Here is a 16,444-nt window from a genome sequence, read left to right as displayed (position 1 = left end):
ACCGGTGAGCGAAGACCCTAAGCAGCCGTTCGGCCGTGTGACACAGACCAAAGTCGGGCTTCGGCTGCTCTCAATGGCGGAAAATCCGGGCAGCGGACGGCAATTCCCGCCAAACCGGACTTCGCTCCGTTTCTATTGTGCGTAGCGCGGTCAGCCCGCCGGCCGCTCGCCGGGCTCGGTGTCGCCGAAGAGGGACCGCAGCGTCACCTCGCGGTTCACCCGGACATGCTCCGCCGCGTAAGCCTTCGCCCGCTCGGCGTTCCCGGACGCGATCGCGTCGTACAGCCGCCGGTGCTCGTCGAGCAGCTCGGCCCAGTGCTCGTTCTGGCTCGTGAGCCAGCGCAGCCTGCCCTCGAGGGGCTGCAGCATCGTGGTGAGCAGCGCGTTGCCCGCGATGGCGACGATCTCGTCGTGGAAGCGCGAGTTGAGCACGGTGATCCGGGCCGCGTCGCCGCGAGCGGTCGCGCGGCCGGCGTCGGCGAGCACCCGCTCGAGCCGTTTCAGCTCCGCCGCCCCCGCGCGCTCGGCGGCGAGCCCCGCGGCGAGTCCTTCGAGGGCCTCCCGGACGTCGAACAGCTCCTCGACGTCGACCCGCGCCAACTGCCGGACGACGACCCGCCGCGGCGACTGGACGACGAGGAAGCCTTCGGCCTCCAGGCTGCGGATGGCCTCGCGGACCGGCACTCGCGAGACGCCGAGGTCTTCGGCCAGCTCGCGCTCGACCAGCCGGTCGCCCGGCCGGAGCCGTCCGGTCAGGATCCGTTCCCGCAGCTCCTCGCGCACCCGCTGCCGGGTGGCCGCGAGGGGTTGCCGCTCGTTCACCGCGCCCCTCCTTCAACACCGCCGTAACCGGCCGTAACACGAGTTTATCGGCCGGAGGGTTGACTCGGGTGAACCTCGGGGCGATATTTGGGATTCCAAAGTTTGGTATCCCAAATCGCCGTCGCCGCACTGCGTGAAACGGGGCTTCGCCCCGGCCGGGGGCTCCGCCACCCGGAACCCCCGAAAGATCCGTCGACCGGAGGGCCCCGCATGACCGCCGCCCCGCTCACCGAACCCTCGCAAGAGACAACCACGCCACCCGACCCCCGGCTCTGGAACGAAGACCTGGCCCCGGCGCAGGAACGCCGGTGGAAGGTCTACGACATCTTCGCGCTGTGGATGTCCGACGTGCACAACCTCGGCAACTACACTTTCGCGGCCGGGCTCTTCGTGCTCGGCCTGTCGGCCTGGCAGGTGTTCACCGCCCTGCTGTTCGGGTTCATCATCATCTACGCCGGCATGAACCTGATGGGCCGCATCGGCCAGCGCACCGGCGTGCCGTTCCCGGTCGTGGCGCGGCTCAGCTTCGGCACGTTCGGAGCCAACCTGCCCGCCCTGATCCGGGCGGTTATCGCGATCTTCTGGTACGGCATCCAGACCTACCTCGCGAGCGTGGCCATCACGCTGCTCGTGCTCACCATCGACCCGGGCCTGAAACCCCTGACCGAGCACGGTTTCCTCGGCCTGCACGCGCTCGGCTGGATCTGTTTCGTCGCGCTGTGGGCGGTCCAGGCGCTGATCCTGACCCGCGGCATGGAGTCGGTGCGCAAGTTCCAGGACTGGTGCGGGCCGGCGATCTGGGTCGTGATGATCGCCCTCGCCGTCTGGGTCCTCGCCGCCGGGCACTGGAACATCTCCTTCACCAGCAGCCCGAAGCAGCTGTCCACCGGCGAGCAGATCCGGCAGTGGTTCGGCGCGGCCGGGCTCATCCTGGCCACCTACGGCACGCTGATGCTCAACTTCTGCGACTTCTCGCGGTTCGCCCCCGACCAGAAGACCGTGCGGCGCGGCAACTTCTGGGGCCTGCCGATCAACTCGACGGCGTTCGCGCTGCTGTCGGTGGTCGTCACCGCGGGCAGCATGCAGGTGTTCGGCGAGGCGATCACCGACCCGGCCGAGCTTCTGGCCAAGGTGCACAACACGCCGGTGCTCATCATCGGCGCGCTCACGTTCGCGGTCGCGACCATGGGCGTCAACATCGTCGCCAACTTCGTCTCCCCCGCCTACGACCTGGCCAACATCTGGCCGAAGCGGATCACCTTCACCATCGGCGGGATGATCAGCGCGGTCGCGGCCCTGTGCGTGCTGCCGTGGAAGCTGTACTCCTCGCCCGCGGTGGTCAACTACTTCCTCGGCGGTCTCGGCGCGTTCCTCGGCCCGCTGTTCGGGATCATGATCGTCGACTACTACCTGATCCGGCGCGGCAAGGTCGACGTCGCGCAGCTGTTCGTCGACGGCGGGATCTACCCGCGGGTGAACCCGCGTGCCCTGGTGACATTCTTCCCGACCGCCGCGCTGTCCGCGGTCATCGCGCTGGTGCCGTACTTCGCGCCGGCCGCGCCGTACTCGTGGTTCATCGGCACGGCGTCGTCGGCGCTGCTCTACTTCGCGGTGTCGAGGAAGCACCGATGAGGATCGTCGTCACCAACTGCAACACCACCGCGGCGATGACGAAGGAGATCGAAGCCGGGGCCCGCGCGGCCGCGAGCCCCGGCACCGAGATCCTCGCCAGGACGCCGCGCTGGGGGCCGGAGTCGGCCGAGGGCTGGCTGGACAGCTTCCTGTCCGCCGCGGCCGTCCTGGATCTGTTGCGGGGCCTGGAAGAACCGTTCGACGCGGTCGTGCTCGCCGGGTTCGGCGAGCACGGCCGCGAGGGCGCGCGCGAGCTGCTGGACGTCCCGGTCGTCGACATCACCGAGGCCGCCGCGCACCTGGCCTGCCTGCTCGGCCGCCGCTACGGCGTGGTGACCACTTTGGACCGGACGTGCGGGCTGATCGAGGACAGCCTGCACGCCGCCGGGGTCGCGCAGAACTGCGTCACGGTCACCGGCGCCGGGCTCGGCGTGCTGGAGCTGACCGACGAACGCCGGACCGAATCGGCCCTGCTCACCGCGGGACGTCGAGCGCGTGACGCCGGCGCGGAGGTGCTCGTGCTCGGCTGCGCCGGGATGACCGGGCTCGACCGGAAGATCGCGACGATGCTCGACATTCCCGTCATCGACAGCGTGGCCGCCGCCGTCCGGCTCGCCGAGTCGCTCGTCGCACTCGGCTTGAAGACCAGCCGCGCGGGGTCGTACGCGAAGCCGTTGGACAAGCGCCGCACCTGGCCTGGTTGACACTCGCAGCTTCGCGTGGTCAGAATCCCTGCAGCCGTACCGCCGCCCGGTGACGACTGGGGATTTTGACGTCCCCGAAAGGGCGGTCGAGGTGCGAAGCATTCTGGGCGCGCTTGCGTTGTCCGCGAGCCTGATCCTGGTCCCGGTGAGCGGGACGGCGGTGGCCGCGTCCCCACCCCACACCGTCGTCACCGACGGCGCCAAGCTCGCGAAGATCCGGCAAGCAGTCCGCAGTGGCCACACGACGCAGGCGCAGCGCGCCGCGCTGAAAGCCGTGCTGGACAAGGCGAACACCGCGCTCACGGCCGGGCCGTGGTCGGTGCTGGACAAGCCGTCCGCGCCGCCGAGCGGCGACAAGCACGACTACATGAGCCAGGCGCCGTACTGGTGGGCGAGCCAGCCGAAGACGCCGGAGAACCCGCAGGGCTGCCCGTACGTCAGCAAGGACGGCCAGCGCAACCCGGAAGCCGACGCGATCACCGACCACACCTACCGGATGTGGGCGTGGGACGCGATGTACTACCTCTCGCTGGCCTGGTACTACACCGGTGACGCGAAGTACGCGAAGCGCGCGGCACTGGACATCCGCACGTGGTTCCTCGACCCCGCGACCCGGATGAACCCGAACATGACGTACTCGCAGCTCATCCCGTGCAAGAACACCGTCAGCGGCACCGGGATCATCGACTCCACGCAGTCGTTCAGCCAGCTGATGGACGCGTTCGCGCTGCTCGACGGCGGCGCGCCCGGCTGGACCGGCAAGGACCGCTCCGGCATCAAGGGGTGGCTGACGCAGTACCTGGACTGGATGCAGACCAGCCCGCAGGCCAAGCTGGAACTGGCCGCCACCAACAACCACGGCACGTTCCTCGACATGCAGAACGCGACGATCTCGGCGTACCTGGGCAAGCGGGACGCGGCGCGGAAGATCGTCCTCAACGCCGAGCAGAAGCGGTTCCCGGTGCAGTTCGCCGCCGACGGCAGCCAGCCGCTGGAACTGTCGCGGACGATGTCGTGGCACTACGTCAACTTCAACCTCACGGCGTGGGGCCGCATGGCGGAGGTGGGGAAGAACCTCGGCGTCGACGTCTGGAAGTACCGCGCGGCGAACGGCGTGACGCTGCGGAAGGTCGTCGACCAGCTGATCCCCGGCGCGCTGCACGGCGCGGCAGCCTGGCCGCACCAGCAGATCGGCGTGTTCGACCAGTCGATCGCGGCGGACATCTTCCACGCGGCGGCCGAGGAAGCCCACGACACCGACGCGGCGGCGGCGTTGCGGCAGATGCCGTTGCCCGCGGGCGGCGACACGTGGCCGGTGCGGGTGTCCTGCTTCCCGCTGGATCCGCCCCTGAAGTGATTCGGCCGAACGGGTGATCATCGCCGTCGATCCTCAACCGGGACGACGGCCGGGGTGTTACACCAAGGCACCCTCTGCACCACAGTCGATCGGGAGGTCACTTTGGGAACCACGGGAAAGCGTCTCGCCCGGGTGTTGCTCGCCACGGGCGGAGCCGTCGCCCTGCTCGCCACTGCCGCGCCCGCGGCCAGTGCGGCCGTGGCTCGCAACGGCATCTGCGAAATGGACGAGTTCTGCTTGTACTACGGCCCCGGCGGAACCGGATCGGTGTCGGACTTCAGCGGGTCGATACCGAACTACGGCGACTCCCAGCCGGACTGCTACGAGTTCAAGGGACCTGGCGCCGGGCAGGGGCTCTGTGTGAAGAACAACGCCCGATCGGCGAAGAACAACACCCGGCGCTACGTGGTGAAGGTCTACTACAACAGCAGGTACGGCGGCCCCAACGTCACCTACAACCCCGGCGGCGCGGGAGATCTGGGCCCTCTCGCCCGGCAGAACGCCTCCCACCTGTTCGAGCCGGTCAGCTGAACCCAGCGCCGGCCGGGGTCAGTTGCCGGCCGGCGCGGTGACGCCCGGGGCAGGTGCCTGGGCGTTGCCCGCCACGCCGTAGCGGCCCGCGCCGCCGTCGAGCTGTTCCTTCAACGCCAGCACCGTGCTCACCCGGCCCGCCGACGTGTCCGCATTGTCCACAGTGGACAGGATCGACGTCGCCGCGGTGTCCGCGCGGACGACGCCGAGCGCGCCGGTGCCTTCGGCCGAACCCGCGTCACCCGCGAGGACCGTGCCCGCGCCGGTGCGGTCGAGCTGCGTCGCGAAGCGGGCGATCGTCGCCGCGCGGTCGCCCGCGCCGTCGCCGGTCGCCGGGGCGCCGGTGAGGACGATCGCCAGCTGGGCCGGCTTGACGTCCTGGCCGGCCTTGACGAACCCGCCGTCGGCGAGCCCGCCCAGCGCGGCCGCCAGCTCCTCGCCCGAGGACTGCGGCTTCGCCGTGGTCTTGTCCAGCAGCAGCACCGAACCGAGCAACGCGCCGGCGAGCGTGCCGGAGTCGCCCGCGGTCGGGAACTTCGAGCCGGCCGGCTGCAGCCGCGTCACGACGTCGCGGAGCTGGTCGGCCTTGTCGGGATCGGCGAACGCCGGGGTCAGCTGGACCTCGCCGGTCACCGAAGCACCGGCCTGGCCGATCAGCGTCTTGAGCGCGTCGCGGTCGGCCGGGCGTGCGTCGTCGGTGGTCACGAGCACCACCGACCGCTTGTCCAGCGCGCCGGCGACGACCTTCGGGCCCATCGAGCCGGCGAACGCGTCCGCGTCGGCCAGCCGGGCGTTGAGCGCGTTGCGCTGCGCCTGCAGGTCGGCGACCTGGTTGCCCAGGTCCGTCTTCTCCCCCGCCAGCCCGGACAGCAGCGTGCCGTTCAGCGCCGTCGAGCCGAGCACGACGCCGACGGCCAGCGCCAGGAAGCAGGCGGCGATCGAAACTACGTGGTAGCGCAGCGAAATCACGTGAAGAGTCCCTTGACCCAGGCGGCGAACGAATTCCAGGTGCCCTTCAGCCAGTCGAGGTAGACCGAGCCCACGTCGGACACCAGCAGGGCCGCGGCGACCACCACGACCGCGGCGAGCACGAGCAGGACGACCGCGCCGATCGACACGCGGTTGCGGTGCAACGTCGCCACCGCTTTCCCGTCGACGAGCTTCGTGCCGAGCTTCAGCCGGGTCAGGAACGTCGAGGGGTTCGAACCCGACCGGCCGTGGTCGAGGAACTCGCGCAGCGTCGCCTGGAACCCGACGGTGACGACCAGGCTCGCGCCGTGCGCGTCGGCCAGCAGCAGCGCGAGGTCTTCGGCGTTGCCCGACGCCGGGAACGTCACCGCGCCGATGCCGAGGTCCTGGATGCGCTCGACACCGGGCGCGTGCCCATCGGGCTGAGCGGGCACGACGACCTCGCCGCCGCCGCGCAACGTGGCGTTGCCGATGCCGGTCGGGTCGCCGACGACGACGTCCGGCTTGTACCCCTGGACGCGCAGGGTGTCGGCGCCCGCGTCGACCCCGATCAGCACCGGGCGGTGCTCGGCGACGTACTTCTTGAGCTTCTTCAGGTCCTCGGCGTGGCCGTTGCCGCCCGCGACGACCAGCACGTGCCGGTCGCGCAGCGGCACCTTCAGCTCCGGCACGCCGACGCCGTCGAGGATCAGGGTGCGCTCGCGGCGCAGGAACTCGATGGTGTTCGCCGAGAACGCCTCCAGCTGCGTCGACATCCCGGCCTTGGCCTCGATCATCTGGTCGGCGACGCTCTCGGTGGTCTGCTCGATGCCGGAGGCGACCTGCCGCTCGCCGACGTAGACGACGCCGTCGAGCAGCCGCAGCTTCGTGCCGTCCTTGACCGAGCGCAGCAGTTCGCCGCCGACCGAGTCGACGAGCGGGATGCCGGCCGCGACGAGGATCTCCGGGCCCATGTTCGGGAACCGGCCGGAGATCGACGGCGACGCGTTGACCACGCCCGCGACCTCCGCCTCGACCAGGGCGTCGGCCGTCGCGCGGTCGAGGTCCAGCTGGTCGAGCACGACGATGTCGCCGGGACTGATCCGGCGCAGCAGCTCCCGGGTGCGGCGGTCGACCCGGGCGACCCCGGTGATCCCCGGCAGGGGTTCTTGGTTCCGCGTGAGCAGGCCCGTGAGCTTCATGTGGCCGATGGTGACAAATTTGCTCGTGGGACGACGCACGCCACGCCGTAGCCGTTGTGACTCGTTGTGGTGAGCACCGTCGCGGCTCAGGCCTCGGACTCCTCCGACAACGACCCGAAACCGAGGTTCAGCCAGGGGCTCGCCGGGTCCTGAAGGAGCTGGTGGTGGACGCGCACGGCCGCGGCGTACCACTCGCCGAACTCGTCTTCGTCGCCGTGCAGCAGCCGTCCCATGACGTACCCGGCCGACAGGTCGGCCCATGACTGGTGGTAGCGGCGCGCGAGGGCACCGGCTTCGAGCACCATCAGCTCGGCGGTCAGCGCGTCGCAGTAGCCCGCCGCCAGACCGCCGCGGGCGATGGCGACCGCGCGGCCGACGTCCCAGGACAACGTGGTCGTGACGAACCCGTCGCCGTCGAGCAGGCCGTCGGCGCGGAACCGCTGTTCGTAGCGGGACACCCGGCGGACGGTGTGCCGCAGCTCGGCCGCCTGGTCGGCGGCGTCGTTCTCCTCGCACCAGCGGTCCGCCAGCTCCGCCCAGGTCACCGGGTCGAACTCGCCGCCCGGCAGGCCGTATTCGGCGGCGAACCGCAGCCGCAGCATCAGCGCCAGGTTGCCGGGCGTCAGCGCGTAGCCGTCGCCGATCAGGCCGGCCATGGTCGTGCGCCAGCCCGGCGGGTCGGGCACGCCCCACCAGTCCCGCAGGCTCCGCACCTCGGCGACGTAGTCGTGGTACCGGCCGTCGAGGGTGTTCCACGGCGCCGCGTTGAGCACCGCCAGGTGCGCGCCGCAGGCGAGCGCGTGCGCGATCGGCCCTTCGAGCTGCCCGTACGGTGCGGTGATCAGCCGCTCGACCTGCTCGTCCAGCGGGGTGACGTCGTCGAGGTGCGCGTCGAGCCACGGCTGCAGCGTCGCCCCCGGAAGCCGCCATTCGGCGCGGGTGCCGCGGTTGAACACGACCCGCTCGTGCCGCCCGACGCCGTCGACCGCCCAGTCCAGCGCGCCGCTCATGGCCACGACGTCCGGGCCGAGGTCCGGCAGCGCACCGCGGGTGAAGACCTGCAGGAACTCGTCGCCGCCGGTCTCGAAGTAGACGTTCGGGAAGGTCTCCGCCCGTTCGTCGAGGATGCTCCGGGCGTCCACCCGCCGGATCGGCACGAACAGCTCCTCGCCCGCCAGAAGGCCGAGGTAGCGGTCGAGGTCGCCGTCCCGGCGGGCGGCGGTGAGCTGGGCTTCGAGGTCGGCCGGCGGCGGCAGGATCACGGGGCGGCTCCCTCCGCTCGGCCGGTCAGCACGACGAGCTTGCCCGCCGTCCGGTTGTGCTCCAGGTCGTCGTGCGCCTGCCGGATCTCGTCCATCGCGTACACCTTGGCCGGGCCGAGGCTCGCTTCGCCGTCGGCGATCCGGTCGAGGTGGCGCTGGAGGACGGAGACGGGCAGGTCGTCCGCCTCACCACCATAAGCGGTCAACCGCACGCCGGCGGGAAGGTAGCCGATCGGATAGAAGTTCGAGATCGTCCACTGGTTGGACAGCATGCCCGCGAAGCAGACGGTGCCGTGCACGCGCGTGGCCTTCAGCGTGTCCGGCAGGGTCGGCGTCCCGACGAGTTCGAGGGCGGCGTCGACACCGTCCGGAACGATCTTCCGGACCTGCGCGGCGATGTCGCCGTCGTCGAGGAGCGGGTGGTCGACGCCGTGTTCGGCCAGGGTGTCCAGGCGGTCCTTCTGCCGCGTGGTGGCGAAGACGGTGGCGCCGAGGTCGCGAGCGAGCGTCGCGGTGGCGAAGCCGAGGGCGGACGTACCGCCGCGGATCAGCAGGGTCTGGCCCTTCTTGAGGTCGAGGCCGGTGGTGAGCGAGCCGTACGCGGTCTGCAGCGTCTCCGGGACCTGGCCGATGACCTCCCACGGCAGGTCGCTGTGGAACGGGAGGACCTGGCCGCGCGGGACCAGCGTGTATTCGGCGTAGCCGCCGTCGAACGTGCGGCCCATGCCGCCCATCATCGTGGCGACCTGCTGCCCGGGGGTGAACTCCCCGTCGGGGTCCTCGTCGACCACGCCGACGGCTTCGATGCCGGGCACGCGCGGGAACGTCACGCCTTCGGCCAGCCCGAGCCGGGTGTGCAGCTCGGAGCGGTTGAGGCCGAACGCCTTGACGGCGATCCGGACCCAGCCCGGCTTCGGCTCGGGGAGCGGGAGTTCTTTCAGCTCCAGGTTCTCGACCGGTCCGGGCTCTCGGAGTACCACCGCGCGCATCGGGGGTCCTTTCTTCGCGGGCGAACAGCCGTAGCAACAACCGTTCGCGCGAAGACTATTTCCCCGGCAGCTACTTTTTCTTGGCGCGCTTCCGCTTCGGCACGAACTCGGCCTTGTCCTTCTCCGCGGTGGCCAGCAGTTCCTCGGCGTGCGCCCGGCCCGTCTCGTTGTCCATGCCGGCGAGCATCCGCGCCAGCTCCGAGACCCGCTCGGTCTGGCTCAGGTTCTTCACGCCACTGCGCGTGACCCCGCCGGTGTGGCCCTTGTCCACCACCAGGTGCTGGTCGGCGAACGCCGCGACCTGCGGCAGGTGCGTGACGACGAGGACTTGGTGGGTGCGGGCCAGCCGGGCCAGCCGCCGTCCGATCTCGACCGCCGCGCGGCCGCCGACGCCGGCGTCGACCTCGTCGAACACCAGCGTCTGGACCGTGTCCGCGTGCGCGAGGACCACCTCGATGGCCAACATCACCCGCGACAGCTCACCACCCGAGGCGGCCTTGTGGACCGGCAGCGGCGGCGCGCCGTCGTGGGCGCGCAGCAGCAGCTCGACGTCGTCGACGCCGTCGGAGCCCGCGTGCACCGCGCGGCCGTCGATGGTCAGGGCGTGCGTGTCACCGTGCTCGGCGGGGCGCTGCTCGACCGTCACCTCGATCGCGGCCTGGCCCATCGCCAGGCCGGACAGCTCGCGGGTGATCTCGGCGGCCAGCGATGCCGCAGCGTCGACGCGAGCTGCCGACACCTCGACGGCGTGCGCGGCGAGCTGGATCGCGAGCTGGTCGCGCCGCAGGGCGAGCTCGGCGAGCGCCTCCTCCGACGTGTCCATGGTTTCCAGCCGGCGCCGGGCGTCGTCGGCCCAGGCGAGCACGCCGTCGACGTCCGCGGCGTACTTGCGGGTCAGCCGCTTGAGGTCGGCCTGGCGGGCCAGGACCTTCTCCAGCAGCGCCGGGTCGGCGTCCAGCGTCTCGACGTAGCTGCCCAGCTCGGCGCCGACGTCGGCGAGCAGCACCGACGCCTCCTCCAGCCGCGGCGCCAGTTCGCGCAGCACGGCGTCTTCGGACGTGGACAGCCGCCGCAGCGCTTCCGACACCAGGCCGGCCGCGCCCGGGGCGTCCGGGTCGCCCTCCGGCGAGCCCGACACGGCGACGTGCGCCTCGGTGGCGGCCGCGCGCAGCTCGTCGACCGCCGCGAGCCGCTTGATCTGCGCGGTGAGCTCGGCGTCCTCGCCCGGCTCCGGCGCGACGGCGTCGATCTCGGTGAGGCCGTGCTTGAGCAGGTCGGCCTGCTGGGCCATCTCCCGCGAACGGGTCGACCGCTCGGTCAGCTCGGCGATCACCGCCAGCCACTCGGACCGGATTTCCTGGTACGCGGCCAGCGGTTTCGCCACCGCGTCGCCGGCGAACCGGTCGATCACCGCGCGCTGCTCGGCCGGGCGCAGCAGCCGCAGCTGGTCGTTCTGCCCGTGCACCGCGATGAGCTGCTCGGACAGCTCCGCGAGCACCCCGACCGGCACGGACCGGCCGCCCAGGTGGGCCCGGGACCGCCCGTCGACGGCAACCGCGCGCAGCGCGATCACACTGCCGTCTTCGTCCACGTCCGCGCCCGAATCGGTGACGATCCGCTCGGCGCCTTCGACGCCGGAGTAGGTGAACCGCCCTTCGACGAACGCCTTGAGCATTCCCGTCCGGACCTTGGACACCTCGGCGCGGCCCCCGGACAGCAGGTGCAGCCCGGTGACGACCATGGTCTTACCGGCACCCGTCTCACCGGTCACGACGGTGAAGCCCGCGTGCAGTTCCAGCAGGGCGTCCTCGATGACTCCGAGGCCCTGGATGCGCATCTCGGCCAGCACGCCGCCTACCGTAGCGGCCCCCACCGACACTCTGCGCGCGCGGGAGCCCGGCGAGTCGCCGATATGTTCGAACAAAGCGTTGAGCGGGAGTTACTCCACGGGGCGCGCGTGCCGCTCGCGCCAGCTCGTCACCGGCAGCGAGAACTTCTGGACCAGGCGGTCCGTGAACGGCCCGTCCCACAGCCGGACCAGCCGCACCGGCGTCTTGCCGCAGGTCACGCGCACCCGCGCGCCCGGCAGCAGGTCGAGGGGCCGGGTCCCGTCGCAGGTCAGGACCGCGGGTGAGCCGTCCGGGTCGATCCCGACGGTGATCACCGAGTCGCGGGAGACGACCAGCGGGCGCGAGAACATCGCGTGCGCGTTGCTCGGCACCACCAGCAGCGCCTGGACGTCCGGCCAGATGATCGGGCCGCCCGCCGAGAACGCGTACGCCGTCGAACCGGTCGGTGTGGCGCACAGCACACCGTCGCAGCCGAACGCGGACACCGGGCGGCCGTCGACCTCGATCAGCGCGTCCAAGACTCGTTCGCGGGTGCTCTTCTCCACGCTGGCTTCGTTGAGCGCCCAGGTGCGGGCGACCTCTTCGCCGGCGTGGGTGACCGTGACGTCGATCGTCATCCGCTCTTCGACCTGGTAGTCGCCGTCGACGACGCGCTGCACGGTGTCGGCCAGCGCGTCCGAGTCTGCCTCGGCGAGGAAGCCGACGCGTCCGAGGTTCACGCCGAGCACGGGCACCCCGGCCGGGCGGGCCACCTCGGCCGCGCGCAGCAGCGTGCCGTCGCCGCCGAGGACGAAGACCAGCTCGACGCCTTCGGCGGGGTTGTCGCCCTGGGCGACGACGGTGCACCTCGAGCCGACGCCGTGCTCGTCCGGGTTGATCAGCGCGCAGACATCCTCCTCGATCACCCGGATCCGGATGCCTGCCTTGGCGAAGCGCGCCGAAACCTCGCGCGCGGCCTCGCCTGTCGCTTCGCGATCGGGGTGCACCATGAGGAGCACTTCACGTTCGGTGGTCATGCGGGCCCTTCCTCGACGGCGGTTCGGACGAGCCGCTCGGCCTCAGACCTGTCTACCGCGTCCACAGTGGACTCGGCCACGTTTTGTTTGGTGAGCCAGACGAAGTACTCGACGTTCCCCGACGGCCCGGGCAGCGGGCTCGCCGTCACCCCGCGCAGCGCGAGCCCGAGTTTCGCGGCCTCGTCGATGACGGTGAGCACGGATTCGGCGCGCAGTTCGGGGTCGCGGACGACTCCCCCGCTGCCGATGCGGTCCTTGCCGACTTCGAACTGCGGTTTCACCATCGGCACCAGGTCGGCGCCTTCGCGCGCGCAGGCGGCGAGCGCGGGCAGCACGAGCTTGAGCGAGATGAACGAGAGATCGCCGACGACGACGTCGACCTGCCCGCCGAGGTCTTCGGGGGTGAGGTTGCGAACGTTGGTGCGATCCATGACCACGACCCGTTCGTCGGTGCGGATCCGCCAGTCGAGCAGGCCACGCCCGACGTCGGCGGCGATCACGGTCGCGGCGCCGTTCCGGAGCAGGACGTCGGTGAAGCCACCGGTGGACGCGCCGGCGTCGAGGCAGCGCTTGCCCTCGACGCTCAGGCCCGTGAACGCCTCCAGGGCGCCGAGGAGCTTGTGCGCGCCGCGGGAGGCCCAGCCGGGGTCGTCCTCGTCCTTGACGACGATCGGAGCGTCGGATTCCACGCCGGTGGCGGGCTTGGACGCGACCATGCCGCGGACGGTGACCTTGCCGCCGGTGATCAGGGCCGAGGCCTGCTCGCGCGACCGCGCGAGGCCGCGCCGGACCAGTTCCGCGTCGAGGCGGGCCCGCTTGGGCACGCCGATCAGACCTTGTCGATGCTGGACAGGGCGACCGTCAGCTCGGTGTGCACGGCGTCGAAGCGCTCGACGTGCTCCGCGAGCGGCAGCGCGTCCAGGTCGTCCAGCCCGGCGACGGCTTCGTCGATGCCCGCGCGCGGGTCGGTCTGCTGCGAGAACGAACCGGGCGGCGGGCCTGGGACGGGGTAGGGGTGGTGGTCCTGCACAGTGCAAACGGTATCAGTCAGGACAGTTTCGCTTTGGCTCGCTCGCCGAGTTCGGTGACGCCGGTCTCCCAGGCCGTGTGGCACAGCGCGCGGAGCAGGTCCAGGTCGTCACCTTCGCCGGTCACGGACAGGACGCCGTCCTCGGCCTTGACCGACCAGCCCGGGCGTGGCCCGATCCGCAGGTCCTCGGGGTTGCTGGTGAGCGCGGTGAGGTCGGCGGCGAGGTAGGTGCCGCGCTCGGCGGGGCCCGCCTCGATCAGCTGTTTCGGCGTCGCGACCCCGGACAGGACGACGAGGGAGTCGATGCCCGCGGCGACCGCGCCGGCGATGTCGGTGTCGAGCCGGTCGCCGACGACCAGCGGCCGTTCCGCACCCGCCGACCGCGCCGCGGTCTCGAACAGCAGCGGTTCCGGTTTCCCGGCAACCAGCGGTTCGACGTCGGTGGCAGTGCGCAAGGCGGCGACCATCGAGCCGTTCCCGGGCAGCAGGCCACGCTCGCTGGGCAGCGTCGCGTCGACGTTGCAGGCCACCCACAGCGCGCCGGCGCGGATGGCGAGGCAGGCCTCGGCCAGCGCGGCCCACGTGTTGTCGGGCGAGTGCCCCTGCACGACGGCGCGGACGTCGTCGCCGTTCTCCCGCACCGGCTTCAGCCCGGCCTGGGCGACCTCGGCGGCGAGCGATTCGGTGCCGACGACGAGGACTTCGGCGCCGGCCTCGAGCCGTTCCTTCAGCAGGACGACACCAGCTTGGGCGCTGGTGTGCACCTCGCCGACCTCGGCCGGCATGCCGAGGTCGGTGAGGTGCGCGACGACCTCGTCCGGTGCCTTGGAAGCGTTGTTCGTGACGAAGCGGACGGGCGTGCCGTGCTCCCGCGCGGCCCGCACCGTCTCCGGGGCACCCGGGATGACCCGGGTGCCGTGGTAGACGGTGCCGTCGAGGTCGAACAGGACCGCGTCGTAGGCCGCGAGCAGGGCGTCACTCATCGGTCGCTTCGGTGTCCTTGTCGTCGGTGGTCTCGGCGGTGTTCTCGTTCGACAGATCCGCGGCCCGCTCGGCGGCGTCGGTCTCGTCCTCGGCGTCGGCCTCGGCGGCGTTGAGGAACCAGCGGACGGCCTCTTCCTTGCGCCCGGCGGCGACGAGGTTGTCGGCGTAGGCGTAGAAGAGCCGCGCGCTCCACGGGTCGCGCTTTTCCGGCTTGAGGTCGTCACCCTGCAGCGACACCACGGCGGCGTCGATCTGCCCGAGATCCCGCCGGGCGCCGGCCGCGACGATCGCGAGCTCGACCTGAGTGGCCTTCGCCAGCTTCGCGGTGTCGACCTCCTTCGCGAGGTCGAGGGCCCGCTCGGGGCGCCCGAGCGCACGCTCGGCGTCGGCGATGACCGCGATGTGGTCGTCGGTGCGGGTCATCCGCCGGACGGCCCGCAGCTCGGAAAGAGCCTCCGACCAGTTGCCGACCTGGTAGGCAACCAGCCCGAGGGCTTCGCGGACGATCGGGACGCGCGAGGCCTTGGCCTTGGCGTACTTGGCGTGCTCGAGGGCGGCCTCGGGGTCGCTGTCGATCAGGCCACCGGCGGCGACGAGGTGCTTCCCGACGGTCTCCGCCAGCCCCTTCGGCAGGGTCCGCAGCTCGCGGCGAGCGTCCTCGTCGAGGTCGGAGAACTCGACGTCTTCGGGCAGTTCGGGCGCCTCGAGGAGTTCCTTGGCGAGGGCCTCGTCGTCGAGCGGGGCACCGACCTTGGGGCGAGGGTCGCGACGCGGCCGCTCGTCCCGGCGGTCCTTGCGGTCGCCGTGGTCCCGGGCGGCGGGACGGCTGTCGTCCCGGCGCTGGGAGCCACCACGGTCACCGCGCGAGTCGTCACGGCGGTCGTCGGACCGGAAACCGCCGGTACGGGAACCGCGGTCATCGTCACGGCGCTGGTAGCCGCCGCGCTCACCACGCGAATCGTCACGGCTGCCGCGGTCGTCGGACCGGAAACCACCCGAGCGGGCGCCACGGTCGTCGTCGCGCCGCTGATAGCCGCCGCGCTCACCACGCGAATCGTCACGGCGATCGCTGCCGCCGCGACCGCGGTCGTCCGAACGGGGCCCGCCGGTGCGGGAACCACGGTCGTCGTCGCGCCGCTGGTAGCTGCCGCGCGAGTCTTCGCGACGGTCGCTGCCGGCCCGGCCGCGGTCGTCGGAGCGGAAACCGCCGGTACGGGAACCACGGTCGTCATCACGACGGCCGCGGTCGTCCGAACGGAAACCGCCGGTGCGGGGACCGCGGTCGTCGTCACGCCGCTGGTAGCCACCGCGTCCGCCACGCGAATCGTCGCGACGGTCCCGGTCGTCGGAGCGGAAACCACCCGTTCGAGTACCGCGGGCATCATCGCGACGGTCGTGTCCGCCGCGGCCGCGGTCGTCCGAACGGAAGCCACCCGGGCGGCTTCCCCGGTCGTCGTCGCGGCGGGCGGAACCGCCGCGGTCCTCCCAGCGGGGCTTGCGGTCGCCGTACGACGACTTGCCCTGCGGCCGGCCGCCGCGGTCCTCGGAGCCGCGGCCCGGGCTGTCGTTGCGGGTGCCCGCGCGGCTGTTGCCCCGGTCCTCGTACCGGCTGCCCGATCGGCCGGCGCCCCGGTCTTCGTAGCGGCCGCCGCCGGAGCGGCTCGGACCGTCGGAGAAGCGGCTGCCGCCCGGCCGTCCACCGGAGTCGCGGCTGCTGTAGCCGCCGCGGCGGTCGTCGCGGTCGCCGGAGCTGCGGCCGCTGTCACGGCCCTGACCTGCGTATCCTCCGCGCTGGTCGCGGTCGCGGGGACCGTCGCCACTGCGGAAGGGCTTGCCGCCGCCGCGGACACCGCGGTCGTCACGGCGAGGCCGTCCCTGGTGACTGTCGCGGCCGCCGCGGTCCTGCCGCGCTCCGCGCCGGTCTCCCCCGGGTGCGTCCGACCGGCCCCGGGAGCCTTCGTCCCGGCGTGCCGACCGGCCGGACCCATCATCGCTTGAGTCTCGTCGACCGAACTCGGACACCTGGCCTCCTGCCATGGAAAAAATCTTGTTCTGGACATACGCGTACGGCCCGCTAGGGCAGCCAACTGGCTATCCTAACGGGCCGTACGGAAGGT

15 protein-coding genes are annotated in these 16,444 nt (G+C 71.6%); 4 read left to right on the top strand and 11 right to left on the bottom strand.

The features are described 5' to 3' along the window. Positions 1-150: 150 nt before the first annotated feature. Positions 151-822: a GntR family transcriptional regulator gene (locus tag CF165_RS43205; RefSeq protein ID WP_093953382.1), complete on the bottom strand. Its 672-nt coding sequence runs from the start codon at positions 820-822 to the stop codon at positions 151-153. A gap of 210 nt (positions 823-1,032) precedes the next feature. On the opposite strand from CF165_RS43205, the gene CF165_RS43200 reads away from it, so the two are divergent. The 4 genes from CF165_RS43200 to CF165_RS43185 all read left to right on the top strand — a co-directional run bounded on the left by CF165_RS43200 (position 1,033) and on the right by CF165_RS43185 (position 5,046). Further along, entirely contained in the window at positions 1,033-2,454 is a 1,422-nt protein-coding gene (locus tag CF165_RS43200; RefSeq protein ID WP_093953381.1) for an NCS1 family nucleobase:cation symporter-1, read from the top strand. Further along, on the top strand, positions 2,451-3,158 hold the full coding sequence (locus tag CF165_RS43195) for an aspartate/glutamate racemase family protein (RefSeq protein WP_093953380.1): 708 nt from the start codon (positions 2,451-2,453) through the stop codon (positions 3,156-3,158). Before CF165_RS43200 ends, CF165_RS43195 begins: the two co-directional genes overlap by 4 nt. A 91-nt stretch (positions 3,159-3,249) precedes the next feature. After that, positions 3,250-4,515: an alginate lyase family protein gene (locus CF165_RS43190; RefSeq protein ID WP_240522072.1), complete on the top strand. Its 1,266-nt coding sequence runs from the start codon at positions 3,250-3,252 to the stop codon at positions 4,513-4,515. A 102-nt stretch (positions 4,516-4,617) separates the two neighbouring features. Next, positions 4,618-5,046 carry a peptidase inhibitor family I36 protein gene (locus CF165_RS43185; RefSeq protein WP_167441744.1) on the top strand — a complete coding sequence of 143 codons (429 nt, stop codon included), beginning with the start codon at positions 4,618-4,620 and terminating at the stop codon, positions 5,044-5,046. A gap of 18 nt (positions 5,047-5,064) precedes the next feature. Here CF165_RS43185 and CF165_RS43180 read toward each other — a convergent pair whose 3' ends face one another. From CF165_RS43180 to CF165_RS51935, 10 genes are all read right to left on the bottom strand, one after another. Then, positions 5,065-6,015, bottom strand: coding sequence for a copper transporter (locus tag CF165_RS43180; protein ID WP_093953379.1), 951 nt, complete (start codon positions 6,013-6,015; stop codon positions 5,065-5,067). After that, positions 6,012-7,196: a putative cytokinetic ring protein SteA gene (gene steA / locus CF165_RS43175; RefSeq protein ID WP_093953378.1), complete on the bottom strand. Its 1,185-nt coding sequence runs from the start codon at positions 7,194-7,196 to the stop codon at positions 6,012-6,014. The genes CF165_RS43180 and steA overlap by 4 nt, the downstream gene beginning before the upstream one ends. 86 nt (positions 7,197-7,282) lie before the next feature. Next, the gene (locus CF165_RS43170; RefSeq protein WP_093953377.1) at positions 7,283-8,458 is read right to left on the bottom strand and encodes a DUF1266 domain-containing protein; all 1,176 of its coding nucleotides are present in this window, start codon (positions 8,456-8,458) and stop codon (positions 7,283-7,285) included. Next, positions 8,455-9,447 (bottom strand): zinc-binding alcohol dehydrogenase family protein, encoded by a 993-nt coding sequence (locus CF165_RS43165; protein ID WP_093953376.1) that lies wholly within the window; start codon positions 9,445-9,447, stop codon positions 8,455-8,457. Before CF165_RS43165 ends, CF165_RS43170 begins: the two co-directional genes overlap by 4 nt. Positions 9,448-9,517: 70 nt before the next feature. Beyond that, positions 9,518-11,296: a DNA repair protein RecN gene (recN, locus tag CF165_RS43160; protein WP_167441743.1), complete on the bottom strand. Its 1,779-nt coding sequence runs from the start codon at positions 11,294-11,296 to the stop codon at positions 9,518-9,520. Positions 11,297-11,386: 90 nt separating this feature from the next. Continuing rightward, positions 11,387-12,313, bottom strand: a complete 927-nt coding sequence (locus CF165_RS43155) for an NAD kinase (protein ID WP_093953374.1) — start codon at positions 12,311-12,313, stop codon at positions 11,387-11,389. Further along, on the bottom strand, positions 12,310-13,137 hold the full coding sequence (locus tag CF165_RS43150; protein ID WP_093953373.1) for a TlyA family RNA methyltransferase: 828 nt from the start codon (positions 13,135-13,137) through the stop codon (positions 12,310-12,312). Before CF165_RS43150 ends, CF165_RS43155 begins: the two co-directional genes overlap by 4 nt. 5 nt (positions 13,138-13,142) lie before the next feature. Continuing rightward, the gene (locus tag CF165_RS43145) at positions 13,143-13,343 is read right to left on the bottom strand and encodes a hypothetical protein (protein WP_093953372.1); all 201 of its coding nucleotides are present in this window, start codon (positions 13,341-13,343) and stop codon (positions 13,143-13,145) included. Positions 13,344-13,360: 17 nt separating this feature from the next. Next, entirely contained in the window at positions 13,361-14,326 is a 966-nt protein-coding gene (locus tag CF165_RS43140) for an HAD-IIA family hydrolase (RefSeq protein ID WP_093953371.1), read from the bottom strand. Then, positions 14,319-16,349: a hypothetical protein gene (locus tag CF165_RS51935; RefSeq protein WP_093953370.1), complete on the bottom strand. Its 2,031-nt coding sequence runs from the start codon at positions 16,347-16,349 to the stop codon at positions 14,319-14,321. The genes CF165_RS43140 and CF165_RS51935 overlap by 8 nt, the downstream gene beginning before the upstream one ends. Positions 16,350-16,444: the final 95 nt, after the last annotated feature.

The sequence above is a fragment of the Amycolatopsis vastitatis genome (assembly GCF_002234595.1).
Taxonomy (GTDB): domain Bacteria; phylum Actinomycetota; class Actinomycetes; order Mycobacteriales; family Pseudonocardiaceae; genus Amycolatopsis; species Amycolatopsis vastitatis.
This window is presented reverse-complemented; position numbering and strand designations above follow the sequence as displayed.

Coding starts and splice junctions, on each gene's coding strand:
- CF165_RS43200 (WP_093953381.1), top strand. CDS start 1,033: ATGACCGCCGCCCCGCTCACCGAACCCTCGCAAGAGACAACCACGCCA.
- CF165_RS43195 (WP_093953380.1), top strand. CDS start 2,451: ATGAGGATCGTCGTCACCAACTGCAACACCACCGCGGCGATGACGAAG.
- steA (WP_093953378.1), bottom strand. CDS start 7,196: ATGAAGCTCACGGGCCTGCTCACGCGGAACCAAGAACCCCTGCCGGGG.
- CF165_RS43165 (WP_093953376.1), bottom strand. CDS start 9,447: ATGCGCGCGGTGGTACTCCGAGAGCCCGGACCGGTCGAGAACCTGGAG.
- CF165_RS43155 (WP_093953374.1), bottom strand. CDS start 12,313: ATGACCACCGAACGTGAAGTGCTCCTCATGGTGCACCCCGATCGCGAA.
- CF165_RS43140 (WP_093953371.1), bottom strand. CDS start 14,326: ATGAGTGACGCCCTGCTCGCGGCCTACGACGCGGTCCTGTTCGACCTC.